Annotated in this window: 18 protein-coding genes; 5 read left to right on the forward strand and 13 right to left on the reverse strand. The window is 57.0% G+C overall.

The features are described from left to right. The first annotated feature begins 89 nt into the window (after window positions 1-89). Together OHL21_RS20100 and OHL21_RS20105 are read left to right on the forward strand one after the other, a co-directional pair. Window positions 90-2690 carry a polysaccharide biosynthesis/export family protein gene (locus OHL21_RS20100; RefSeq protein WP_263419088.1) on the forward strand — a complete coding sequence of 867 codons (2601 nt, stop codon included), beginning with the start codon at window positions 90-92 and terminating at the stop codon, window positions 2688-2690. Window positions 2691-2952: 262 nt separating this feature from the next. Then, window positions 2953-3921, forward strand: coding sequence for a glycosyltransferase family 2 protein (locus tag OHL21_RS20105; protein WP_263419089.1), 969 nt, complete (start codon window positions 2953-2955; stop codon window positions 3919-3921). A gap of 161 nt (window positions 3922-4082) precedes the next feature. On the opposite strand, the gene OHL21_RS20110 is transcribed toward OHL21_RS20105, so the two are convergent. From OHL21_RS20110 to OHL21_RS20165, 12 genes are all read right to left on the reverse strand, one after another. Beyond that, a complete protein-coding gene (locus OHL21_RS20110; RefSeq protein WP_263419090.1) occupies window positions 4083-5162 on the reverse strand; it encodes a LacI family DNA-binding transcriptional regulator in 1080 nt (359 codons plus the stop codon). Between the two features lie 79 nt (window positions 5163-5241). Beyond that, complete coding sequence (locus tag OHL21_RS20115; RefSeq protein WP_263419091.1) at window positions 5242-5421, reverse strand: hypothetical protein; 180 nt, start codon at window positions 5419-5421, stop codon at window positions 5242-5244. Between the two features lie 118 nt (window positions 5422-5539). After that, window positions 5540-5677, reverse strand: coding sequence for a hypothetical protein (locus OHL21_RS20120; protein ID WP_263419092.1), 138 nt, complete (start codon window positions 5675-5677; stop codon window positions 5540-5542). A gap of 178 nt (window positions 5678-5855) precedes the next feature. Beyond that, the gene (locus tag OHL21_RS20125; RefSeq protein WP_263419093.1) at window positions 5856-9611 is read right to left on the reverse strand and encodes a TonB-dependent receptor; all 3756 of its coding nucleotides are present in this window, start codon (window positions 9609-9611) and stop codon (window positions 5856-5858) included. Window positions 9612-10028: 417 nt separating this feature from the next. Beyond that, a complete protein-coding gene (locus tag OHL21_RS20130) occupies window positions 10029-11093 on the reverse strand; it encodes a pectinesterase family protein (protein WP_263419094.1) in 1065 nt (354 codons plus the stop codon). A 143-nt stretch (window positions 11094-11236) separates the two neighbouring features. After that, window positions 11237-12748: a GDSL-type esterase/lipase family protein gene (locus OHL21_RS20135; RefSeq protein WP_263419095.1), complete on the reverse strand. Its 1512-nt coding sequence runs from the start codon at window positions 12746-12748 to the stop codon at window positions 11237-11239. A gap of 9 nt (window positions 12749-12757) precedes the next feature. Further along, on the reverse strand, window positions 12758-14149 hold the full coding sequence (locus OHL21_RS20140) for a glycoside hydrolase family 28 protein (protein WP_263419096.1): 1392 nt from the start codon (window positions 14147-14149) through the stop codon (window positions 12758-12760). 111 nt (window positions 14150-14260) lie between these two features. Further along, a complete protein-coding gene (locus tag OHL21_RS20145) occupies window positions 14261-15925 on the reverse strand; it encodes a carboxylesterase/lipase family protein (protein ID WP_263419097.1) in 1665 nt (554 codons plus the stop codon). 100 nt (window positions 15926-16025) lie between these two features. After that, a complete protein-coding gene (locus OHL21_RS20150; RefSeq protein ID WP_263419098.1) occupies window positions 16026-17060 on the reverse strand; it encodes a UDP-glucose--hexose-1-phosphate uridylyltransferase in 1035 nt (344 codons plus the stop codon). Continuing rightward, window positions 17060-18211: a galactokinase gene (galK, locus tag OHL21_RS20155; protein ID WP_263419099.1), complete on the reverse strand. Its 1152-nt coding sequence runs from the start codon at window positions 18209-18211 to the stop codon at window positions 17060-17062. Before galK ends, OHL21_RS20150 begins: the two co-directional genes overlap by 1 nt. A 163-nt stretch (window positions 18212-18374) precedes the next feature. Beyond that, window positions 18375-19451, reverse strand: coding sequence for a LacI family DNA-binding transcriptional regulator (locus OHL21_RS20160; protein ID WP_263419100.1), 1077 nt, complete (start codon window positions 19449-19451; stop codon window positions 18375-18377). Between the two features lie 293 nt (window positions 19452-19744). Beyond that, window positions 19745-21085 (reverse strand): DegT/DnrJ/EryC1/StrS family aminotransferase, encoded by a 1341-nt coding sequence (locus OHL21_RS20165; protein ID WP_263419101.1) that lies wholly within the window; start codon window positions 21083-21085, stop codon window positions 19745-19747. Window positions 21086-21235: 150 nt separating this feature from the next. Here OHL21_RS20165 and OHL21_RS20170 point away from each other — a divergent pair, with 150 nt between their 5' ends. Then, a complete protein-coding gene (locus OHL21_RS20170; RefSeq protein ID WP_263419102.1) occupies window positions 21236-22528 on the forward strand; it encodes an ROK family transcriptional regulator in 1293 nt (430 codons plus the stop codon). On the opposite strand, the gene OHL21_RS20175 is transcribed toward OHL21_RS20170, so the two are convergent. Further along, a complete protein-coding gene (locus OHL21_RS20175) occupies window positions 22488-23453 on the reverse strand; it encodes a sugar phosphate isomerase/epimerase family protein (protein WP_263419103.1) in 966 nt (321 codons plus the stop codon). The two genes, OHL21_RS20170 and OHL21_RS20175, sit on opposite strands and share 41 nt — an antisense overlap. Before the next feature lie 192 nt (window positions 23454-23645). On the opposite strand from OHL21_RS20175, the gene OHL21_RS20180 reads away from it, so the two are divergent. Together OHL21_RS20180 and OHL21_RS20185 are read left to right on the forward strand one after the other, a co-directional pair. Continuing rightward, window positions 23646-24848 (forward strand): Gfo/Idh/MocA family protein, encoded by a 1203-nt coding sequence (locus OHL21_RS20180; RefSeq protein ID WP_263419104.1) that lies wholly within the window; start codon window positions 23646-23648, stop codon window positions 24846-24848. Window positions 24849-24884: 36 nt separating this feature from the next. Beyond that, window positions 24885-26138, forward strand: a complete 1254-nt coding sequence (locus OHL21_RS20185) for a nucleoside permease (RefSeq protein ID WP_263419105.1) — start codon at window positions 24885-24887, stop codon at window positions 26136-26138. The last annotated feature ends 49 nt before the right edge of the window (window positions 26139-26187 follow it).

Below are 26187 nucleotides of genomic sequence, written 5' to 3' on the forward strand. Positions count from 1 at the left end.
TACAACCATTCGAAAGGCTTGGCAGCCTCCGATCGCCGCCGCCGTAACAGCGGCTATACTGCTGCTAAAGTGAGGAGTAGTTTTCGCCCGTGCCCGTTAAAACCCGCCTGACCGCGTTTCTCGTCTGCTTCGGCTACCTTTCGATCTCTGCTTCCTATGGACAGACACAGTCGAATGGCTCAGTATCCACCGTCCCCTACGATCCTTCCGGGGTGAGCGCGACGGGCGACCAGTATTCTAATTACTACTCGCAACAGCAACAGGGCGGTTCCGACATCGGGACTGGAGTACCTCGCGTACCAGGAGCCCTGGGCAGTAATTCTCTGTCTCTCGAAGATCAAACGTCGCTGCAGCAGAATAGCAGTACGTCTCGCACGGACCTGCAAACAATGGCCCTTCGCATGAGACGTATCCCTCGTCTGCCAGTAGCTCCTCCGATACCTCTCCAGCAATCGGCAGCGGCTACATTTGGGACGCTCCCTCCAATTTTTGGACAGAGCTTTTTCAGGGATCCGTTCGACTACATGCCGCTGGCCGAGGCCCAGGTACCCGACGATTACATTCTGGCCCCTGGAGATGAGGTTGTTGTCGGGATATGGGGCTCAATCTCACTGAATCGAAAAGTCACCGTCGACCGCTCAGGAAGTATCTATCTTCCTCGGATCGGTTCCATTACCGTTGCCGGCGTTCCCTTCAAGGATCTTCAGAATACTATTCGCGCTGCAGTCGACCGGGTTTACCGTAACTACAATCTCTCCGTTGAACTTGGCCACCTGCGGACAGTCCAGGTGTTTGTGACCGGTGCGGCTCGACAACCGGGAAGTTATACCGTCAGCGCATTCAGCACAATGATCAATGCCCTGTTCGTATCCGGTGGCCCCTCCAGCACAGGTTCATTCCGTAGAGTACAGCTTCGTCGCGGTGGCGAAACGGTCACCGAATTCGATCTATATCGCTTCTTACGGTTCGGCGATAAATCGAAGGACGTTCGTTTGATGGCAGGAGACGTTCTCTTTATTCCTCCCGTGGGAGAACAGGTCGCGATTGGTGGAAGTGTCAAAGATGCCGCGGTTTATGAGTTACTCGGGGGCGAATCCGTTGAGGCTGCGCTTTCGCTTGCCGGAGGCAAGTCAAATACTGCCGCGCAATCTCCCCTCACGATTGAACGTATTGTTCCCGGAGATAATAGAACGGTTTTACGCATTTCCACCGCCGAGCTGGCAAGCACTCCTATGAGGAATGGGGACATCGTCTTCGTCCCCGAGCTTCCCCCATCGTTCAAGAACGCGGTTACACTCCGTGGAAATGTCGTGCAACCCGGTCGATTCACGTGGCGCCCGGGACTCAAACTGAGTGACATCATGCCTGAGAAGGATGCCCTTCTCACAAAGAACTACTGGACCAACCACAATCGTCTCTCGACTGATCCAGATTTCCAGCCGCTGGTCGCCGCTCGCCGCAACTTGAATATTGGCGATACCGGCATGACGGCTCGTACTCAGTCATCGCAGCAGCCTCAAAATGGATCCAGCGTTGGTGAGGCAGCTGCCGCTACGTCAGTGCTACAGCAACAGGATTTAAATTCCCAGGACCTCGGCACGGGCATTTCTGCCGGCGCCACACCGTCTGAAACTCCAAATGCTGCGAATAACACGCCGAACGGGTCTAATGTTCAGTATCCCTCTCAGAGTTCTGTCACCGGACGAGACCAGGTCAGCAAGGGTACGGCGAAAGCTGTAAAGATCACAATTCCAGCACCGGACATCGATTGGAGTTATGCCGTCATTGAGCGTAAGGATCCAGTTACCCTCAAAAGCACCCTCGTCCCGTTCAATCTAGGCAAGCTTGTGCTGGAACACGATTTGAGCCAGGACAAAGAATTGCAACCGGAAGATGTGGTCACGATTTTCTCCCAAGCGGATGTCACCGTTCCAAGAGACCAGCAGACAAAGTTTGTCCGTGTTGAAGGCGAGGTCACCATGGCCGGGGTCTACGCGGTAGAAAATAACGAGACCTGGATGGATGTTCTAAGGAAGGCGGGGGGGCTCACGGCAAACGCCTATCCGTACGGAGCGGAGTTCACGCGCGAGTCGGCTCGCATTTCGCAACAGCAGCGGCTCGATGATTACGTACAACGCCTTACGGCAGAGGTCCAACACTCGGTCATCAACGTAACACTCAATGGGGGAAGCGCCTCCGCGGCTGCTTCAAGCCTGCCTGCCCTGCAGACAGAGTTGCTCCGTCGTATCCAAAATCAGAAGGCAACGGGCCGTGTCGTTCTGAATACCATGCCGAATTCGACCGATTTAGCAGATTTACCGCATATGGTGCCAGAGGACGGCGACGTACTGATGATTCCGCCTCGTCCAAGCACGGTCAATGTCATTGGAGCTGTGAACAATCAGAGCTCTTATATCTTCACTCACAATGCCAAGACGAAGTATTACGTCGCATTGGCCGGCGGCGCGAATAATGCTGGGGATCAGTCGCATGCCTTTGTGATCCGCGCGAATGGATCGATCGTTTCCAAGGAACAGGGAAAAGCATTTTCCAATCTGCGGATAGCTCCTGGGGATACGATTGTTATTCCTGAAAAGGCCTTCAAGATAAGCAAATTCAGGATGATATTCGACTCCAGCCTGACAAGTCAGTTCACGTTGCTGGCAGCCGTAATCTCCACTTTCCGGTAAGGCTGTTCTCTTGACCTCGCGGACGATTCCCTTCTAAGACCGTCCGCGAGGGTCTCTTATCCTGGCCTTCCAGCCGGAAAACAAAATGATCACCCGCCGAAATCTCCTAAAACATACTGCCAGCACAGCGGCTGTCTGGAGAATTCGCAGATACCCTGAAGATTTGCAGCAAGATGTTATTCTGGGAGGAACACCCCCTCAAGCGACTTTTCAGAATAACCCATTTGAACTACCATGCTACTCTCAGGATGAGTTTGCTGTTATGCCTGTTCCGCTCACGGTAACCAGAGAATCGATTCAATCCGGCGCCAAGCATACGGTCAAGGACGTTGCGATCATTATCCCGACCCTGGATGCTGCCAGCGACTGGCCAGACCTGATTCGAGGGTTGAGATCGCAGCACATCGATCCCTCTCAGGTCTTTGTCGTTGACTCAGCTTCCTCGGATAACACCGCGGCCCTAGCTCGGAATGCAGGGTATACAGTCATCTCGATTCAGAGATGCGAATTCGATCATGGGCGTACCCGGCAGATGGCAGCAGGCAAGATAGAATTTCCGATTCTGCTTTTCATGACGCAGGACGCTGTACTCACAGCACCTGATTCGATATGTAAGCTGGTTGAGGCCTTCGACGACCCCCTTGTGGGATGCGCCTATGGCCGCCAATTGCCCCGCCCGACAGCAGGCCCGATTGAGAAGCATGCCCGGTATTTCAATTACCCCGAACATTCATCGATCGTAACGTTGCGTTCGCGCGAAACCGTAGGGATGAAGGCATTCTTCATCTCTAATAGCTTTGCGGCATACCGCCGTGACGCGCTGCTGGACGTCGGTGGATTCCCGTCGGATATCATCTTTGGCGAAGACGCGTACGTGGCTGCGCGCATGCTGCTTGCAGGTTATAAGAAGGTTTACGTCGCAGATGCCACGGTGGTCCACTCCCATGACCTCTCTCTACGCGAAGAAGCCAAACGATACTTTGATATTGGAGTCTTCCATAGCCGTGAATCCTGGCTTCTCGAAAACTTCGGACATGCAACAGGAGAAGGAAAGAGATTCGTTCTTTCTGAGATCAAGATGCTGCTCCGGACGAAGCCGTATCTGTTGCCTTATTGCCTGCTCCGCACGGCAACGAAACTGGTGAGTTACAAACTTGGCCGGCGAGAAGCCGTGCTAAGCTCGGCATTGAAACGGCGGATCTCCATGAATCGCCCTTACTGGTCTCGCTAGCCCTCCTCCGTCTCTCGCACAGGCCCTAAAGTCTCATGCAGTCGGTTTCAAATGCGTGAATTGTCTCACCGCAATCAGCTTTTGTGGCTCAGGCGCTGATACCTGACATTCCGGGCACCTTAGGCATGTCGAGACCCATTACATAGCCAGCAACAGGGACACTATTTTCCCGGTGGTTTCGCGGTCGACTCGCGCAAAACGATGCTGGCGGAGAGCATCGGTTCGCTCGGCTGCTCGGCGCCATCGATATAAGCATTCAGCATGGAAAGGACACTGCGCGCCAGATCCGCGCGCGGTGTCGCCACAGTCGTCAACGGCGGATGCAGGAAATCGCAGAGGTAGGTATTGTCGAACCCTACGACAGAGACATCCTGCGGAATCGAAAGGCCGGCGGCCTGCAATCCACGGAACGCTCCCAGAGCGACAAGATCATTGATCGCTACAACCGCGGTAAACCGGTAGCGCTCCAGTGCACGCTGAACGGCACGCAGACCGGCAGCGGCGGGTTCGCCGGCTTCGTCGATGATGTGCACGTCCATTTCCTTCGGGTTGTACTGCAATAGAGCCTCTTCGAACCCGATCTGGCGTTCCATGTGGGAGAGCATGGGCGGCTCAGGCGGCTCCGAAAGACTCTGCTGCGAGTTCTTGATCAGAAGGATGCGGCGATGTCCGAGCTCCAGCAGGTGCTGTACGGCAATGAACATGCCGTGGCGTTTATCCACGCGGACCGTGCCGATGTGCGGCCCTGCATGGGGATTATCCAGATATACGGTCGGTGTGCCGCTGCTCTTCAGCAGTGAGAACGCTTCCGGATCGTTCTCCGAAGTCATCATGGCGATACCGGCAACACGCAGGGCGAGCATCTGCCGCACCGCAGCGTACTGCTGCTCCGGATGAAAGCTGGTGGAAGCAAGGAAGGTCTCGTAACCGAGAGCACGGGCCTGCGTATCCAAAGCCTTCGCAATCTCGGCAAAGAAAGGATTTAACAGGTCAGAGACGATAATGCCGATCAGCTTGGTGCGCCGGCGTGCCAGATTGCTTGCAAAAATATTCGGTGTATAGCCTAGCTGCTCAATGACGTCCAGCACACGCTGACGTGTCTCAGGGCGTATGTTGTCTTTCTCGTTGAGCACACCGGAGACGGTGCTCAATGAGACCTGGGCCATCCTGGCCACGTCCTGAATCTTGATCCGGCTGGACCGCTTCGTCTTGTGCGCGTCCGCCTTTGGTGAAACTGCCAACGCAAATCTCCTGGAAAGGATAGGGCCTACAAGCTTACCTGAACGAGAGAACAAGAGGAAACCATAACTGTTATGCGGTTCACTTCATGGTCAGCCAGGCAAGCGCATTTGCCATAAAACGCTGCAGCAAGACGGGATGCATGTCTACGATGCGATGTAACACCACAGGCATACTCCCTATCTTCTCTGTGAGTGTTCCGGCGCCGATATTGCGGCCGTGATCGCGAGCATAGGCACCGGGAAATCTCCACCGATGCACCGTCGACCATCCAGCCGTTGGAGCCTCCACCTTTGACCTGGTAGTGAATGCTCATCGCCTGGTCAGCCGGCATGCCATGAACGACACCATCTATCTGCCTGAGGATGTAAAGCTCGCCTCACTCCCACCAATGCTTCCACTCAGCGTTTCGGTCGAGCCAGAGGCGCCAGCCGTCATCGGGGATCTTGAACTGCGCTTCGCTGTAGCGCAGCTGCGGGCATTTGCCGTGAGCAGAGGCTGCGGATTCTGCTGCCATATGCCGCTTCGAGCTTCAGAGCAGAGGCTATACCCGGAGCGTGCTGTTAAGCAGAAACGAACGACGGTCCATGGGATGATTTCTCCTGATGAAGAAGGTTGTGAGTCTAATTACGGGTAGCGAACAAAATAGCCAAAGAAAAGCCGCCGGCGAACCGGCGGCCTTCTAGAGTTAGAGATTAGAACTCGATGCGGGCAGCGAGCTGCAGCGCACGGTTGATCGGAGACGAAGTGTCGACGACCATCGTTCCATAGCTGGAGCTACCGAACGTGTTCAGCACAGCATTTGATTGGCTGTACACAAAGCGGGTGTGATTGGTTACGTTGAAGTAATCAGCTTCCAGAACAAGCTTCGACGACTCGAATGATCCCACGTGAGGCAGATCGATCGCACGACGCAGACTCATATCCAGCTTGTAGTTACCTGGCTGGAAGAGGCCCGCATACGGCGCTGTGCGTGCCGTCGTGCTGAACTTGTAGTCGTACTGCGGCTGAGTAGTAGTGCTGTAGGCGATAAATGCATTCGGATCCAGGAATTGCTTGCTTCCGATCTCAGCAGAGGTGAGAGGACGCGCACCTGCCGCTTGCAGGCGGCCATTTCCGACATAGCTAGGGTTCATCAACGGATAGCAAACATTAGCATTCTGGGACGGGTTAGTATTGCACGAGTTCATGGTGATCGACAGCGGTGCTCCTGAGTATGCCGTGAAGATTCCGGACAGACGGAAGCCACCGAAGGCCACACGAGACCAGCGCGAGCCGCCGCCCAGTGCTCCTGTACCGAATGGCAGGTTATACGCGCCAGTCGTCACAAATTTATGGCGCTGGTCGCCGAGAGACAAGCTCTGATCCAGAGAACGAGCAGCGTGGAACTGCCCGTCGGAGGACACAGAAGCCGGAATGTCATAGCCGGAGCGGAAAGTACCGTTGTTATCGATCGTACGCGACCACTGGTAGTTGGTCATGAACGTGAGACCGTTGGTCATGCGCTTCGTGATATAGATCTGCAGCGCATGGAAGCTGGTATTACCCACAAAGCCATATGCATCGCTGATGCTGTTGTATTGCGGAAAAGGCCTGAGCAATTGAGCAATTGTCGGGTTGCCTACGCCGCCAAAGCTTGCATACGGCAAGGTGACACCTGCGGAGGCACGAGCGGATGCCGACGAAGCTGCCGAACCGAGTAGCGACCCCAGGGTCAGATACTTTGGATCGAGCTGGTTCGAAGCAATACCGCGGCCATTCAGGCTGTCGGGCTGAAGAAAGTGGCCCTTCGAACCAACGTAACTCATGGTCAGCGTGCTGCTCGGAGTGAGCTCACGTTGAATACCAAAGTTCCAGTTGATGAACTGCGGTGCGCGGCCGCCGTAATACGGATCTGCATACGAAGGCGTCTGAGCAGGGCTGGAAATAAGTGTGGTGTTGTAGGTGCCAATAGCCGGATCAAGATTCGGCGGAGCTGCGTACGACGGGAAGGTTGTATCAAGCTTCCAGTACTGTGAACCGACCTGTCCAGAAGTAGGTTGTGTGAAACTAGTGCTGGGGCTCACGCTATAGCCGAGTAGACCAACACCCTGACGGGAGGTGGCGCTGCCGCCATTCGCATTTCCATGGGTATAGATAACACTGTAGCTTCCACGAATAACCGTCTTCGGATCGAGCTGGTAGGCAAACCCGACACGCGGACTGAAGCCCTTGAAGTAATCATCGACCGGCCGATCGCAGTTGCATTTACCAGAGCCGTAACCACCGAAAGCAACCGCACCCTTGATTCCAACTACCGGGTTAGTTGCGTTCGGATCAAAGTAGGCAAAGCGATTCTTCACTTCACGGTAGCTTGGGAAGTAGTCGAAGCGCACACCCAGATCCAGAGTCAGCTTGGAGGTAATCTTCCAGTTGTCCTGAACATACGGCGAAATCGGACGGAAACGTGCCCCCGTCTCCGGAACGGCAGACAGAGTAAATGTGCCAGTGTTTACTGCACCGATCAGATAGCTGGCATACGCCTGGCCGGTGGATGAATTCACGGAAGTGGTGGGATTACCGTTCGTAACAGTGAAAGCACCAGTGGCTGAGCTGTTGAAGCTCAACTGCAACGGGTTCACACCCGTCGCATTGTTAAGGAAGTTGTACTGCATCCATGCAAGCTGGGCACCGAACGTGAACGTGTGATTACCTTTGGTGTACTGCAGGTTATCCACGAGAACAAAGCCGTTCGCGACCGGACGATTGCTGGAGTAACCAGCCCAACGGTTGATGTTGGTATTGCCAGTGAAGGTCACAGTCGGGAATGAATCCTGAGCCTGTCCGGCCGGCAGACCGGAGATTCCATTCGCAGCAGCGCCCCAGCCGTTGCCCATGTCTTGATTGAAACCAGGACCGTCGTAACGGCCAAAGGCATAGTGAATCTGATTCGTGATGCGCGGCGTAATCGCGTAGGTATGCTCCAAAAGAAATACCTTTGTCTTCGGAGCAAACTGCTGCGATGAGATGTACGGTGGCGGCATACCGTTTGACGAGGATGAAACTGTCACAGCGGCAGGAGCTGTCGTTGACTGACGCCCCCAAGCCAGCACGACCGAAAGCGCCTGCTTGCTATTGATCGTGTAGTCAATTCGGTTCGTCGTGGTCCAGTTGCTCAGACCCGTCTTGTAGTTCACGATGTAGTTGTTATTGATTCCACTGGTCGTCGGAGCCGGAAGGTACGACTGAAGCCGGCGCGCCACGGCGGACTGACGCGAAACAGGAATGATATTTCCGGCAAATCCGGTACGTTTGTAACCGCTGCCTGACACAGTGGTGGTGTCCGGATCATAAAGGCAGCCAGAAGCAGGCGTGCTGGAGGCGGAGCAGTTGGTCGCCAGCTCAGTAAAGTCACCCTGACGCATCTTCAGCGTAGGGATCGTCATGGACTGGAACGGGACCTGACGCGAGAAGCGATACCCTTCATAACCACCGAAGACAAATAGCTTGTCCTTTATGATCGGAAACCCGACAAAGAGTCCATATTCGTGCTGGTGCTCGGTTGGCTTCTGAAGCTGCCCCGTCAGCGGATTGGTGGTCTTCTGGAAACCCCATGTGTCCAGACCGGTGTCACGGAAGTAGTCGTAAGCCGCTCCGTGGATACTGTTCGTACCACGCTTAACCACGTAGTTCTGAACACCCTGACCTTCATAAATTGCCGAATATCCGACCGTCTGCACCTGGAACTGTTCAATCGCGTCAACCGCCATGGAGGTCCAAACGAAGCGCGGGTCGCCTTCACCAGCTACCGAAGTAATCGGAACACCGTTGATGTAGATTGCTGAAACAGCACCGCGGCTACCGCCGCCATTCACGATGCCCGCATTGGTAGTCTGATTGCCATTTGTAACCTGAGCGCTGACACCCGGCAGCAATGACGCAAAATCGGTGGCACGACGCTGACCGCCGCCATCCTGAATCAATGGAAGCGCAGAATACTGTTCTTGCTCAATGGTCACACCCAGAGTTGCATTCGAGGTCTCAAGCGTAGGAGGAGCATCGGATACAGTCACAGACTCAGTCGTCTCTCCGGTAGGAAGCGTCAGGTCCACCGAAAAAGTCTGCAGAGCATTCACATTGACGTTTTCCTGCGTGACAGTCTTGAAGCCCTGACGCGAGACAACGATTGTGTACTTGCCCGGATCCAGAGAAAACGTGTACTCACCGGATGCGTTCGTCTGCATGGTCAGCTTCTTGTTCGTGCCGATGTCAGTGATCGTGACAGACGCATCCGGCACAACAGCACCCGTGCCATCTACGATGCGGCCATTGATCGATCCCTTACCGGCGAGCTGCGCGCTGGCAGAGACCGACAACACTGCAGCCAGAGCCAGAGGTGTCGCATAGCGAGCGACCCCTTTGGTCAGACCAACTGCGAGCGTTAGTCGAGAGATTGAAGAACGAAACGTCATTGGTTACTCCTAAAAGTGAACTCGCTGGCATACGTTGGCCGCGATGATCCGTCGTGCGCCTACCCTCATGCGCCGCTCGGTCTCGAAATTCGAGAGTGTGCGAATGTTACGCTCGTGAAAACACGAGAGTCAAACAAAGTTTTCCGCATTGAAACGGTTCGGTAATCGCGGGCAAGTTACCGGTGAAATATCAGAAATTATCTGCGATTCCAGTGAATCGAAGCGTTTTAATGAATTCCATGAATCTAACCTCGCGATTCGCCTTCGCCAACGTCAGAAGAGGTTACTTTTTCCTCTTTATTTCCATCGACTTCGAGCAGGCAAAAAGTTGCGCTGACGGCCATCTGCGCCTCTCCTCTCGACAGCGCCCAAGCCATTTGAAGAAATAGTTTCAATAGGGATATGGTCAGACCAATACTAGCGAACCAGCTTGCGCAGGCGAGCCACTGCCGCCACCGGATCCCAATGATCTGGAGCACCAAGCAGCCCACTCGGGGTCCACGACTTTTCCTCTTCGGAAGAGAGGGGCGGGTAGCTGACGATGCGATGGCCGTCGTTCACTCCGGGACCATGGGACTTGTACTCACGGTAGTTGCTCGTCTTCAGACGGCCGCTCCACTCTGACCATCCATCGGCGGCAATCTTCTGCTCAACATCCGTGTCGTAGAACAGCACGGTGGAGTAATCCCTCCAGGGGCGCCCCAGAACTACTTTGTCACCGACATCCTCACCGGTAATGCGGCAGTGCAGGAAGTAGTACCCGGAATCTTCTTCCGGGAAGTGCGTGCTCTGCGCCGTCAGCATGACAGTATCGTGGTGACGGGAGTGAAGCTCGCAATGGTCGAAGACGGCCTTGGCATCGCCGAAGATGTAATCCACATGCCCTTCGATATAGCAGTCGTGAAAGTACTGCCGCGAGGCGAGGCAGGCTGTACGTCCCGGAGGAGGAGCACTGCCGTCTTTCGGCAGATTGTCGTGGCAGGTGCGGCTGTTCGCGTAGAGAGTATCCTGCGCGCCGAGAAGGCGCACGCGATCGAGCACCGCCTTATCTGAGCTCATCAGCAACGCCACCGCCTGAGAGCCTTCCTCAAGGCGCTCGTGCTCAAGCTCCCAGGTGTTTTCGATGGTGAGGTTCTCAGCGGCGAAACCGTCGGCATCGACACTCACACTTCCGCTCTTCCCTGTGCCGCCGGCGGATTTTGCAGAATCATTCCAGCTCAGGACGACATCCTGTGGCAGCTTACCGGTACCGATCAGCTCAATATTTGGCGTACCAATGTGAATCTTTTCGCGGTACTTCCCAGGAGCGATGCGGATAACAGCTCCCGCGGTTGGAGCATGATCGACGGCTTCCTGGACGGTACGGAAGTCGGCCTTGCCTTGCTGTGCGACCGTCAGGGTTTTCATGGATCCTGCAGCGAGTGCGGATGATGTACATGCAGCCACGGTCAGCAGATGCGTCGTCAAACGACGAACATTCACGGGAAACTCCTTCGGTAGGTGAGATGGGTTCTAGAGGATTTTCCCTGTTGCTGGGTATCCCCGAAGTGGCTTGCCGTGGCGTTTTCATTGCGGAAACGCCCATAGACGCAGATGCTCTGGATTACACCTACAGGGAAAATACTCTAGTGACCGTCAGTCGGCGCGGCCAGCTGCAGGACCGAGGTTGCACCCTCTGGAAGCCCGTTCACGTTTGGACCAAGTTCTACCTGCGTGCGGATGACGTTGTCCGCAACCATGCGGCCGAAGACCGCTTGGCCCTTCTCGTTGAGGTGAGTACGATCCGGCTTCACGGTGCTACCATTCTCGGCATTGGCATCAGGATGGGTCGTCGCGTTGAACGCATCGGCTTGCTCCTGTGTCTTCGTCGACAGGAAATGCTGCGAGAGGCTGAAGAGATCGACAAATGTGACCTTCTCTTCCGCTGCAACACGGCGAGCTGCGGCCGAGTACTCTTCCAGGCCATCCTTAACCAGCTTGCCATCCTTGTAGTTCCGGCGAGAGAGCGAGCTGACGATGATCGGAATAGCGCCGATCGAGTGGACATCCTGAATAAAGCGGCGGAGGTTCTCGCTGTACAAGCCGTCCGCATCGGCGTGCCGCTTCGGATCGTCTTTCTGGTCGTTGTGGCCGAACTGGATGAAGTAGTAGCTTCCCTTCTCGTCCAGCGCCTTCTTCCACCAGCCTTCGTCAATGTAGCTTTTCGTACTGCGACCGTTCTGAGCCAGGTCAACACAGGTGACGTTCGGTGTGAGAGTCGCACAGAAGCCAGGCCCCCAGCCTCCTTCAAGCGCAACCGTTGAATCGCCGGTCAGCACAACCTTGAAGGGAGCACCTTGAATCACGCGCATGGCCAGCTGCCCCTCAGGCGGAAGTTCCGCCGCATTTGGAAGCACATACGGCTGCAGAGCGGGAACAGCTTTGCCAAGGTCAACGGCGACGATGCGGCCGAAGACATAGCTTCCCTGCCAGTCAAGGTGTGTCTTATCCGGCTGCAGCTTTCCATCCTTGTCTTTCTTGGTGATGCCGAGCTTCAACCCTGCCTGCTCGCCGATACCATCCAGATACGCGATGCTCTCAGCCTGCAGATCGATCAGCGGTACTTGCATCTCCGTGGCAACCTGCTTCATCGTCGCTGCATGGGCCAGCAGATCGCTATGGATCTTGCCACCCTTTTCGAAGTAGCGGCGGGTCAGCGGGGTCACCAGCACAGGTTTGATACCGTGAGCGCGCGCTTCCTCCACGTAGCGGCGGAGGTTCTTCTCGTAGTCCGCCATGGAGACCTGCCGGTCGAGGTGTTCGGCTGTCTCCATATCGTTGTGCCCGAACTGAATCAGCATGTAATCGGGCTTTGTGCTCAGGCTGCGATCCCAGAGGCCAAGCTCGCGATAGGTCTTGGTGCTGGCGCCGCCCTTTGCCATGTTCAGGCAGTCGACCTTCTCCGAAAGATTGGCGCAGAAGCCGCGGCCATAGCCGGCATTGTCGGTCTGCGTGGAATCACCGACGAGATCGATACGCACTGTTGTCCCCGGCAGGCGATGGGCCGGTTGCGAACCGACATAGGCATCTTCGGCGACAGCGCCGGTAACGGCGGCACAGAGGAACAGCGCACCCACACTTCTGGCAGCGATCCGCATCGTCTTCTCCTAATCCTGGTACGGAACAAACTTGTTATCGCAGCTAAAGTCCATCTTCACCTTTGGCGCCGCCGTTGTCGCCGTCACTCCAGATCCGGTAAAGGTGAAGTTCGCTCCTTTCGAGCCAACTGTGATGGAGCTATAACGTGCACGCACCTGCTCCGGCTTTATGCCGCGCACTTCGACACCATCCAGAGTCAATTCCGTCGGATGTTCCGCATTAAGACCCGCGACCTGGACGATACCCGGAGTCAGGCTGATGAAGTTCTCGATCCGGATCCCCTTGTAGTCAGGAGTCAGTGGGCCCTTCATACCGAGATCATCGATGCCGTCCGTCGTCTGTCCGTTATAGAAGGGGCTGATGGAGATCGGTACGGGAACGTCGCGCAGGCAGAGGTTGCGATAGGTCACACTGCGGACAATGCCACCTCGCTGCACGTTGCTCTTGATACGGACTCCGCTGGTGGTGTGATCGAGGGTCAGCGTATCCACCAGGATGTCGGACTCATCGCGGGCCTCGGAGCCCATCGACATGCCGTGACCGCTGTAGAAGTGGTTGTCGATCACGCTCATGTGGCGCACACCGGCCTTGATCGCAATGTTGTCATCGCCATTGTCGATCCAGCTTTTGGTGACGGTGACATTCTCAGAACTGCCGGGATCGATACCGTCGGTATTCCTTGCATCTGTGCCACGTACAGTAGGCGTAAGCAGATGCACGCCCCACGCGGTGAATCCGTTGGTATTGCTCACCGCAACGTGGAAGTTGGGCGAGTTGTGCAGGCGGATGCGATACAGAATAAGGCCGTCGGCGTGGCTCGCAATTAGAAGCCGTGGCGCGGAGTACTTCGTATTCGTCGGCTCCGCCGCGCGCGACTGTTGCCACCAGCTATAGCTCTTGCCGATCAACTGGCTTCCACCACGTCCATCGATAGCTCCGTCGCCCATGATCGCGGCATTCTTGACATCTTTCACGCTGATGAGCGGCCTGCAGGGCGAGCTCTCAGGCCCTGAAGTACCGCATCCACCGGGTTTAGTGTCGTAGAGCTTGGGATCACGTGAACCGTAGAGCGTTACCCCTTTGTCCACCAACAGCGTGACACTCTCGCGCAGTTCCAGCGGGCCACTGAGAAATGCGTTCTGCGCGCCGTCAGCACGCAGTGCTACCGCCTTTCCGCTGCCACAGCTGTCGAGCGCATGCTGAATGCGTTCCGTATCGAGCTTCTGCTCGTCTTCTTCCCGCAGAGCGTTGTTCTCCGCGTGCAGTTTTGCCTTCAGTACGGTACAGGCTGCAGGGATAACGGGCTCGGTAACATGGCGCGTGTCCTGGGCTCCAATGGGAGCTATAGCAACGACACTCAAGGCAGCGAACGAGAGAGCAAGAACAGCAGGACGGATCACGGAACTCCAATTCAAGACGGCAAGGGGATACACCGGGGTGCTCGCCTGAACTATAAGGATCAGGATTTCCTTCCGTCAAATTAAATCAAAACGTTTCAATGAAAAGACGAACTACGTCCCGGGCTGACGGTAGTGGGCTTGAGCCGCCAATTCTCGTTCTTCTACACGAGGATCTGAGACAACCGCTGGCTTATCGTCCCAAGTCAGCGTGAAACGCTTCGATAGATCGTAAACTGGCCAGTGCGGAATCGCCGGGTTGTTCGGATTCCCGGTTTTGGCGTAGGCCAGCAGGGTCTCACTCATGGCATCGGCCAGAGGTTGGGCGTGGCTCACATCTTCTGCAGAAGCCCCAATCATTCCGGGCGCGAGTGCGAGGTTATCGAAGTAAAACGGGATATCAAGCGTATGCGGAGCACCGAACTTTCCACCAGCAACCGGCGACGGCCAGTTCATCTGATAGACCCAGGTGCGGCTTGCGGCAGGGCTTTGCGCACGCCGCTCCGCTTCGATCACCTGCCCCGGCCATGACCGGAAGGCCGTCGCCGCAGCGAAGAACACATCCGAAGGAGAATACTGCGGATACCAGCCCCGATATTTCGCAACAACTTCCTGCGGATCGATGCCGCCCAGGAAGCTGCCCACATTCTTCGTCAGTGCCGCCGGAACCTCATCCCACGTCAATGAAAAAAGGGCAGGCTGAGAGCCGCCGATCAGCCCGCGCGTCTCGTCATGCGTGTTTCCGAGGATCATGGGCACGTTCACTGAGAGCGGAGATGCATCGGGAGCAAACGGATCGCGCGGAAGGGCGCCGCCATCGACGACCGGAAGCCATGCACTGCTGACACGTGCGGCATCTTCCAGTGCCTCGATCGGCAGCGCATCGAGTCTCTGCCTCAAGTGACTGCCAGGCAGTTGATCTAACCCAAGCTTTACCAGAAACGCACGTGTACGTTCGGTAGCGATCTTCTTCGGGGCGGCGGTGACCTGCTGGCCGCTCATGCTCATAACGCGATGAAAGAGGCCATGTGCTGCCGGCATGGCCATGAGCGTGGCGCACTTGGCTCCTCCGCCGGACTGTCCCCAGATTGTGACCCGGTTCGGATCGCCGCCGAAAGCTGCGATGTTGTCGCGGACCCAGCGCAGAGCCAGCACCAGGTCCAGCATGCCCACGTTCCCGGAATCTGCATACGCCGGATCATCGGTCAGCTCGGCGAGATAAAGAAATCCGAAGGCATTCAGACGGTGATTGACGGTCACAACGACCGCATCGCCACGGCGCGCCAATCGCGTTCCATCATAGAGAGCGGCATTGACGGTACCGCTGTTGTAGGCGCCACCGTGAATGTAAAAGAGTACCGGCCGCCGTTCATGACCCGCGCGCGATGGTGACGGAGTCCACACATTCAGATGAAGACAGTCTTCGCTGATCTCGCCTTCGTCGGACGGCAGGTGATAGGTCTCAGTGATCGTGCGTGCTTCTTCGCGGCGGGCGCGTCCTACACCGAGCTGCGGGGAGCGGTCTCCCCACGTTGTGGCATTGCGAATACCTTTCCAGGGACTTACTGGAACAGGAGGCTGAAAGCGGCGGGCCTTGGTATCAGCACCATAGGGAATCCCCAGAAAGTTTGTGATGCCATCGCGCACCGTGCCACGCACATCACCCGCGGTAGTACGCACCACCGGTACCGACTCCGCCGCCGCCCATGCAAAGACTGATCGGGAAGAAAGCAAGGCAGCAGCACCAAGCCCATGTTGCAACAACTCACGACGACGCACTCTGGTCTCCCTCAGAGCCGCCGAAAAGAAAATGCGGCTCGGTTCATTCTTGCCAGACTTGAGGCAAAAGAACAAACGAGCCGCATTCTCGGAACGTTTCTTAGGAGCCCTGCATCACCGAGCGAAGCGTCGCCGCTGCAGACTCCGGTGTGATATCGCGTTGGGGCGACCCCAGCAGCTCAAACCCAACCATGAACTTACGCACCGTGGCCGAGCGCAGCAGCGGCGGATAGAAATGCGCGTGCAGGGTCCATTCCGGATGGGGCTTGCCATCTGACGGAGCCGGGTGAAAGCCCATCGAGTATGGGAACGGTGTATCGAAGACGCGGTTGTACCCCGCCGTCAGCGTATGCAGAATATCCGCAAGCCCATCGCGTTCTTCCGCACTCAAGGCTGTAAACGAGGACACGGGGCAGCGCGGCAACAATAACGTCTCGAAGGGCCATACTGCCCAGAACGGCACGACCGCCACCCAGGTTTCGTTTGAGGCAACCGCGCGTTCCTGCTCGATGAGTTCGGTGCGCAGATAGGCTGAGAGCAGCGGCTCCTGAGACTTCGCGTAGTATTCCTGCTGCGCGGCGAGCTCCATCAGCGGCTCGTTCGGAATATGTTCTGTCGCCCAGACCTGTCCGTGGGGATGCGGATTGCTGGCTCCCATCATCGCTCCGCGATTTTCGAAGATCTGAACGTACTGAATCTCCGGACGAGCTCCAAGTTCTTCGGCCTGCGAGGTCCACATATCCACGACACACCGAATCTTTCCGACCTCCATCGTCGCCAGCGTAAGGTCGTGCCGGGGATCGAAACAGAGTACGCGGCAGATGCCTCGCTCGGTCTCTGCACGCAACAGGCCATAGCCCAGATCAAGCTGTGCCTGCGGAACATCCTGCTTCAACGCAGCAAAATCATTCGGAAAGACGTACGTGCTCTCGTACTGTGGCGTCCGTTCTCCGTTGGCGCGCATGTTGCCAGGGCAGAGATAACACGTGGGATCGTAGGTAATAGGTGCGGGAACAGCCGGTGTCTCCATCTGTCCCTGCCATGGGCGCTGGGTGCGATGTGGCGATACCAGAACCCACTCACGGCGGAGCGGATTCCAGCGGCGATGCGGGGCTTGCAGCCAAAGTGTTTCCATCAGGCACGCTCCTTTGCCGCCAGCTTCACTGCTCCATCGACGGCATCGCAGACGTATACCTCTGGCTGAATGTCGAAGCGTTGCTGATATGCATCCTTGATGGATGCGGTGAACGTATCCACATCTTCTTTGCGAACGAGATTCACGGTGCAGCCGCCAAAACCGCCGCCGGTCAGACGTGCTCCCACGCATCCCTGCAGTGTCATCGCCGTTTCCACCAGGAAGTCGATCTCTTCACAACTACATTCGAAGTCGTCTCTCTGGCTGACGTGCGAGTCCAGCATCAGTTCGCCAAATCGCTTGGCGTCGCCGGCCAGGAGAGCCTCGCGCGCGGCCATGACACGGCCATTTTCCGAGATCACATGACGGCAGCGCTTGTATGCATCTTCCGGCATCTGGTCTGCGCACTGCTCCAATTGTTCGAGCGCGGCATCGCCGAGATCGCGCAGCCCTGGGAAACGCTCCCGCAACACCTGCTGTCCTGTCTCAACACCTTTACGGCGGCTGCCGTAGTCGCCGGCAGCGATGGAATGCTTCACCAGCGAGTTGCAGGCAACAATCCTCAACTCGGCAAGCGCACCGCTGGTCACCGGCACCAGATCATAGGTCAGGTCGCGTGTTTGCAGCAGCAGTGCATGACCCTCCTTGGCGGCGGTAACAACAAACTGATCCATGATGCCGCATGGAGACTGCACAAAGATGTTCTCAGCTCTCTGGCAGAGCAATGCGATCTCTGCATCGGTCATGGTCTTACCGCTGCGATGCAGTATGGCAAGGCAAGAGGCAACCTCGATGGAAGCGGACGAACTCAATCCCGCGCCTAAAGGGACATTGCCGCTGACATCGATGACGAAAGGCGGAGGCGAAATGCCCAGCTTTACCAGCTCATGCAGCACGCCGACCGGATAGTCGCTCCAGGCATGGCGGCGCTCCTGCAGGTCTTTCCAGCCCCCCTCGGCGACACCTGCGAACTGATGGCTACGGAAGAGGTAGTGACGGCTGTCGCCATCGGCGATCTTGACTTCGGTGTAATACGGAATCGCGATCGGAAGCACATAGCCGCCGCTGTAGTCAGTATGTTCACCCAGCAGGTTCACACGCGCGGGAGCACGGAAGACGCTCTCGTGCTGCGTTGAAAACGATGTACTCAAAGGGATGCCACCCATTCCAAAGGAGAATTCAGGACAAGATAACAACGACAGAACAAGCTGCCCCAGTTATTTTCGCACCTTACCCGGTAACGTACACGAAAACGGGTATGCATGAAAGCGCATGGAGAACTTTTCATTCCCTCCGCGTTTTCGCAGATATTATTCATTCTGTGAGTTGGGTGTCCTGATCGAGCCCATCGCCAAAGAGCGAGAGGTTGCTGCGAAGCACCAGATGCGGCGCCAACCTGGTAACCGGTGGAACCGCCTTCAACCCCAGCAGATGAGCATAGAGCAGCTCGATCGCCATACGTCCCTGGGTAAACGGGCGCTGGTGCACGGAACAGAGAATCCGGTCGGTCTCGATAAGAGGAATCAGTTCCGGAAAGATGTCGGTCGTTACAATCTTCAATCGGCCAAGGAGCTTTGCCTCATCGGCGGCGCGCAACACCGGCAGGCTATTCGCCGTTCCCAGATAAATACCGCCGAGATCGCGATGACGCCGGAAGAGCCGGCGCGCTGCCTGATAGCCTTGTTCAGGATCTTCGTGGGACTCGAGCGGTGGCAGCAACCTGAGATGAGGCGCATGAACAGCCAACGATGCAGAGAAGCCTCGCAGCTTTTCGCTATGGTCCTGGATGCGGAGGTCTCCCGCAATCATAGCCACCTTCGCGGCTTCGGGAAGAACACGCCCCAATAGATCTGCAGCGATATTGCCGCTGACCGTGGCATCTACAGAAACGGATGCTATGCGTCCCAGCAAAGGAGCGTCGCTGCCGATAAAGAGAATTGGAGGAGCGTCGTCTCTGCGAAACAGTGCTGATAGTGCCGATGGATTACCGGGAGCCAGCACAACGCCATCGAACTGTCGCCAGCGGGCCCGCTCCATGCACTCTACATCGCCGTCTCCCAGGCGGGGAAAGCTGAAAAAATGCAGCTCCAGAGGAGCTGCGGTCGTGAGACGTTCCGCGGCAAGGCGCATGCCCGCGCGCATGGAATCGAAGAAGACTGCAACGCGTTCCGGGAGAAAGATACCGAAGTGGAGTGTCCGTGAGAGCTTCAAATGCCGTGCGGCGACATTCGGCGAGTAGTTCAGCTTCTTTGCCATACGCAGCACACGTTCCCGTGTCTGCTCGCTGATACCGGACCGGTTGTGAAGAGCACGGTCTACCGTGCCAATGGAGATGCCCAGCGCTGTTGCGATCTCGCGAATCCCGTTAGGTTTGGCTGGACGTCTGGGCACACTTTCATCCTAAGGGCTTATTGACTGGCAGGAGTAGCCGGTCGATAACTGCCGGTACCTCAGCGGCTGAAGCCGCTTCTCTCACTGCCCTGATACGGGACGGCTGAAAGCCGTCCCCTTAAGCGAGGCATTCGCACCTGCGGCGCGAACGGTTGCGCAAAGCGCAACGGCTGGCTCGGGCGATTCGACTCCATTGTTTACAAGACTGAAGGCCTTGCGGCTTCCAAGCTTTGAGCACTTAGCTGCACAGTCATCCCGATAGTTCGGGAACATGTAAAGCAAAGAGAAGAGCGCTAGCCGCAGGGGCTGGTCAGGTACTCTCGATGATCGAGGCGGCTTGTCAGGGAGGTCACGGGACCCAGTACGGCATCCAGCGCGCAGTGGAATGATTCGACGATGTCCTCTTCATCCTGCGCTGTGAGGCAGGATGGAATCACAAGCAACTGGGTGCGTTCAAAGAGATCATCCGATGCCGGGCACGCACCTCGCTCATAGCTGTAGACCGAGTGCTGGTTTTCGGCCAGCGTCCAGGGAAAGCCGTGCTTGCCGGTCCCGATCTTCCGCACCAGCGAGGGGATGTTGTAGTAGATATGCATGCCGTAATTGGCCAGCAGGATATTGCTGGTGTCGGGCGACTTCGTGGTGATGCCGTGCAGCCGCATCAGGCGGTTAGTTTCTCTCGCCGCATCCCCATGCGGGAAGATTGTCAGCAGGAAGCAACTGGTGTCGCCTGCCGGATCGATACGTCGACGAAACGCGATCTGCTGGCGTGGATAGAGAGAATCAAGAATGCGGTTCTTACTGTGCCGCATGCGTTCGATGGTAGTCTCCACCTTCCGTAACTGCACCCGCAAGACCGCAGCACGCAGTTCATCCAGGCGAACGCCGCGTCCCCAGCTATAGGAAGCGGAGTCTTCCATCTGCAGTTCATCGGTATCGCTGCGCGAGTAGCCCGAATCCTGTATGGCTGCGATACGGCGAGAGAGACGTTCGTCGTTGGTCACGACTGCGCCGGCTTCGCCGACCGTCATATTCTTGTTCAACTGAAAGCTGAAGATCGCGACATCGCCGAAGGTGCCTACACGCCGGCCGGCCACTGTGGCACCGACACACTGTGCGCAGTCCTCCAGCAAAAACACACTATGGCGACGGGCAATCGCCACCAGCCGAGGGATGTTCACCGCACATCCGTTCATATGAACCGCGATGATGCCTGCCGTGCGCGGCGTAATCTTACGCTCCACATCGGCGGGGTCCAGGCCGAAGGTTTCGTCGATCTCAGCCAGCACCGGAATCGCTCCGAGATTGACCACCGCTGCAACCACCGAGACCCACATATACGCGGGAATGATGACCTCATCGCCCGGCCCGACCTGCAGCGCGCTCAGCGCAGTATGTAGAGCCGAGGTTCCACTGGTTACCGCGATGGCGTGCCGCACACCGATAAACCGGGCAAATTCCGTCTCAAACGCAGAGACCTCATGCTGCGGGTTTACGCCGTAGTAGCGGTAGAGAGACTTGCTTCGGACGACCCGGACAGCCGCCTCGACCTCGTCCTCATCCATGGAATGGACGCCGGGATACTCATCCGGCAGAGGCCGTGTTCGGATCGGCTTTTCAGGATCGCGGATCATGCGGCGGAAGCTCTCCTGCGCGCTGCTTCGAGTGGCGCAATTAGCGTATACGAAGTTGTAAGCTCCTTTACCAGCTCGCGTCAATTGGATTCCCACAGGCTTATACTTGCCATCGCGAACGGCGATTCCTTCGCTTATGATGGTCACGATATGCCGCGCACCGGGAATGACAAAGAACGCGTCTCGAGCAGAAGACAGACAGAGCTCGCTGTCCTGCAACTGATCCAGCGCGAACCATCCATCTCCCGAGTCGAGCTGGCGCACCGGCTGGGCCTGAGCACCGCCAACATCACCGGCGTTGTGGGTGCTCTCGTTGAGAAAAACTTCCTTGTGGAAGAGATGTCTTCGGCCAAAGTCGTTGGACGCAGGCGCATCTCGCTCACCATGCATCCCGATCTCGGCAACGTCGTCGGCGTCGATATCGGAACCTTCAATCTCCGCATTGCTGTCACAGACCTGAACGGGAAGCTGCTCGGCTACCGGGAAGAGGCGACGGAGATGTGGCGCGGACGAGAAGCTGTGCTGAGCCGCTGCTTTCAGGTCATCGATGAGGCCCTGGCTGCCTCTGGCATTCCAGTCAGCAAAGTTCTTGGTATTGGGGTTGCCTTCTCCGGCGTGATCGATGTCGCCGAAGGCATGGTGCTCTCCTATCCAAGACTTGGGCACGCGGAACAGTGGAAGAATGTGCCGCTGAAGAAACTGGTGGAAGACTACTTCGGCATTCCTTGCCTGCTGGAAGACAGCGCGCGCGCCGTTGCGACAACAGAGCGCTTTCTGGGTGCGGGCCAGAACTTTCAGGACTTTGTCTATGTCGATGCCGGCATGGGCATCGGTGCTTCCATCTTTATCGGCGGCAGCATATATCGCGGCTTCAACGGCAGCGCCGGCGAGTTTGGCCACATGACCGTCGATGAGAACGGACCGCTCTGCCTTTGCGGCAACAACGGCTGCCTGGAGGCGATGGCCTCGTCTGCAACGATCATTGAATCGGTCCGCAGAGCCATCAGCAAAGGCGTCATCTCCAAGACGCTGGAGATGGCTAACAACAAGATGGACGGCATCAGTATCGAGATCATCGCCAGGGCCGCTGAGGAGAATGACAGTCTCGCCTATCGCGTGCTCTCCGAGGCGGCATCGCATATCGGCGCGTCTGCGGCTGACCTGGTGAACCTGTTGAACCCGGAAGCGATTATCTTTGGCGGCGCCCTGTTTCGCGCCGCTCCCGTGTTGCTGCTGGACCAGATTCGCCGTGTCGTCCGTCAGCGGGCCATGGAAAAGTCAGTCAACGATGTTCAGCTGCTCACTTCGCCGCTGGGCACCAATGCCGGAGCAGTCGGTGCGGCGCGCCTGACGGCGGCCGCCATGATCGATACGATTCATCACCGCCGCGGTGCTGAGGCAGCTATACCCACCATGCCTCAACCGGCGGTTCCTGCAGGATGACCCGCGACAAAGTCGCAACGGCAGCTCCCAGCCCTTCGCGGATCGAGGCCAGCGCATCCTCGTGCTCGATACTGATGACGTGATCGTAGCCGGCGAGCCGCAGCGCTGACGCAATCCGCTTCCACTCAAGCTCGTCATGCCCCCAGCCCACGCTGCGGAAGAGCCATGAACGCTCCTGCATACGGGTATAGCTTTTTGCATCCAGAACACCCGTGCGAGCCACATTGGTCGTGTTCAGGGTAACGTCTTTGGCATGCACATGAAAGATGGCCTCTCCCAGATAGGCAATAGCCGCAGGCAGATCAATCCCCTGCCAGTAAAAATGACTCGGGTCCAGGTTGATGCCGATGGATTTCCCTGCTTCGGCACGCAGTTGCATGGCCGTCTCGGGGTTATAGACACAGAAGCCGGGATGGGCCTCGATCGCCACACCAACCCCGTGATCGGCTGCGAATGCGCCGGCGTCTTTCCAGTACGGGACCAGTCGCTGCTCCCACTGCCAGACCAGCATGTCGCTGAACTCCGGCGGCCAGGGAGTGGTGATCCAGTTCGGGCGCTTTTCTTCCGGCCCTCCTCCCGGACAGCCGGAGAAGGTCACTACCGCCCGGACACCTAACTTTTCCGCCAGCCGGACGGTCTTCCGGAAGACTGTGTCGTAATCCTTAGCAATTGACTGATCCGGATGAACGGGATTTCCGTGACACGAGAGCGCGCTGATCATCAATCCGGCATCTTCGATCTTCCGTTTGAAGGATACGGCAGCTTCCGCGGACTGCAGACAGGCATCGAGATCGATGTGGTTGCTTCCGGGCCATCCGCCGGTTCCGAGCTCGATGGCCGTGATCTGGGGATAGCTTTTCAGCTCGGTCAGCATCTCTGCCAGGCTCAGTTTCGCAAAGACGGGATCGAAGACACCAAGTCGCATTCCATTTACCCTCGCGGCAATACTATCGTGTTCAAAATCGCCTATGACGACGTCACATATTTTGATAATTAACAATTGTCAGCGCTGAATCGGGATTCATTTGGCGTATTCGTTTTATCTTTGACAAACCTGTGGACGCCTAGGCAGGATTTATGGCAGTCGTACCGCTGCCGGAACCGAGGAAAGCTACTGATGTCATCACAACTGAAACGCCTCTCCATGGGACTGGTAGGGCCGGGCTTTATCGCACCACACCATATTGATGCAGTTCGCCGCCTGGGGGACGTGGATGTCGTTGCGATCGCCGGCTCCAATGCGGCCTCGGCCCGGAAGAAAGCGGATCTGCTCCACATCGAGACCTCCTATGGTGACTATCGCGAGTTGGTGACGCGGCCGGACATCGATGTGATTCACAACACGACGCCGAACCATCTGCACTTCCCAGTCAGTCTTGCAGCTCTCGAGGCGGGCAAGCACGTTATCTCCGACAAGCCACTGGCGATGACTTCAAAGGAGGCCTCCACGCTGCGGGCCGCAGCCGACGCTGCCGGCGTGGTGAATGCCGTCACCTTTAATTATCGCGGTAATCCCCTGGTACAGCAGGCGCGGCTGATGGTGGAACAGGATAAGCTCGGACGCGTCTTCTTCGTGCACGGCCAATATCTTCAGGACTGGATGACTGACGATCACGTCTATTCATGGCGGTCCGATCCGTCCAAGGGTGGCGTGAGCTCCGCACTTGCCGATATCGGCTCGCACTGGTGCGATCTTGCACAACATGTCTCCGGTGCACGCATCATCGAGGTGCTGGCGGATATGACGACCGTGGTGAAGACCCGCTATACCAGCGGCGCCTCCGCTGAGGCGTTCTCACAAAACCAGACGGGCGAACGCCATCCTGTCACCGTCAACGGCGAAGATCTGGCATCGGTGCTGGTCCGCTTCGATAACGGAGCACGCGGATGCTTTACTGTCGGTCAGGTATTGTCCGGCCATAAAAACGGGCTGCAGCTCGAGGTCAATGGCCGCACTTCGTCCCTCCGCTGGCTGCAGGAAGAACAGAATGAGCTCTGGATCGGTCACTATAACCGTCCGAACGAGATTCTGAAGAAAGATCCCAGCCTGATGCTTCCGGGTGCGGCAAGCTATGCGTCGTTGCCCGGTGGACACCAGGAGGGCTGGCCCGACGCCTTCCGCAACATCATTGCGGATATTTATCAGTGGATCCGAACCGGGGATCGGCCAGCAACCGTCTGTACCTTTGCGGATGCCGAATATCTTAGCCACGTTCTGGACGCTATGCTGGCGAGCCATGAAGCTGGTAGCGTGTGGAAGCAGGTCCAATTGCCTGCGGTTGCGGGCGAGACCAACACGGCGTCCCTGGCCGCACAATAAAACGATTCAAACTGATTCCGGAGAGACGACTTCCCGATGAACATGCAAATGCGGTTCCGGCTGAGCGCCATGATGTTTTTGGAGTTTTTCATCTGGGGTTCCTGGTATGTGACGATAACGACCTGGGTTAGCCAGACGCTCCACTTCAATGGCGTGCAGACGGGAATGGTTGCCGGCACAACGGCAATCGGCGCCGTGCTATCGCCCTTCCTGGCGGGCTGGGTTGCGGACAACCTGATGGCCGCGGAGAAGATGCTGGCTCTGCTGCACCTGATCGGAGCCGGGCTGATGTATGCAGCGTCGCTGCAGACAAGCTTCGCTCCCCTTTACGGCCTGGTGCTTGCGTACTCCATCCTCTACATGCCGACCCTTGGCCTGGTTAACGCGATTTCCTTCCGCCAGATGGACGACCCGAAATCAGAGTTTGCACCGATCCGCGTACTGGGAACCATCGGTTGGATCTGCGCGGGCCTCCTGGTGAGCTTCGGATTCCACGGGGACGCGACGGCGCTTCCGCTCAAGCTGGCGGCAGGCGGTTCGATCCTGCTGGCGGTGTATTCCCTGCTTCTGCCCAACACGCCGCCGAAGGCAAATGAAAGCTTCAAGGTGAGCAATCTGTTTCCGGTCGAAGTACGCCGGATGTTCCGCGATCGCAGCTTCCTGGTGTTCGCCCTGGCATCGTTTTTGATCTGCGTTCCGCTGCAGTTCTACTATGCCTTCACCAATCCCTTCCTGAACCAGATCGGTGTGGCAAACGCAGCAGGCAAGATGACCGGCGGCCAGATGTCGGAACTGTTCTGCATGCTGCTTATCCCCTGGTTCTTTCGCAGGCTTGGTGTGAAGTGGATGCTGGTCGCGGGTATTTCAGCGTGGGTACTGCGGTACGTCTTCTTTGCCTATGGAAATCCGCACGCGGGCGTCTGGATGCTCTGGCTTGGCATCCTGCTGCATGGCATCTGCTATGACTTCTTCTTCGTAACCGGTCAGATCTACACCGACCACAAGGCGCCGGCGGCCTACCGCAGCGCAGCCCAGGGACTGATCACCCTGATTACCTACGGCGTAGGTATGCTGCTCGGCTCGTGGCTCTCAGGCCTGGTGGTCGACAAGTATGCCACTGCTGACGGGGGACATGCATGGACCTCCATCTGGCTGGTTGCGGCATCCATCGCTGCTGTGGTGTTGCTGTTCTTCTTCTTCGCCTTCAACGAGGAGAACGGCGCTTCAGAGGCCGAAGAAAAAGTCGACTTTTCAAAAGGCACGAAAAGACAATTGCGTCAGAATGCCTGAATTCCTGAACGAGGCAATAGAAAGCCCGCGGCAGTTGCCGCGGGCTTTC

The organism is Terriglobus albidus (assembly GCF_025685425.1).
Taxonomy (GTDB): Bacteria; Acidobacteriota; Terriglobia; order Terriglobales; family Acidobacteriaceae; genus Terriglobus; species Terriglobus albidus.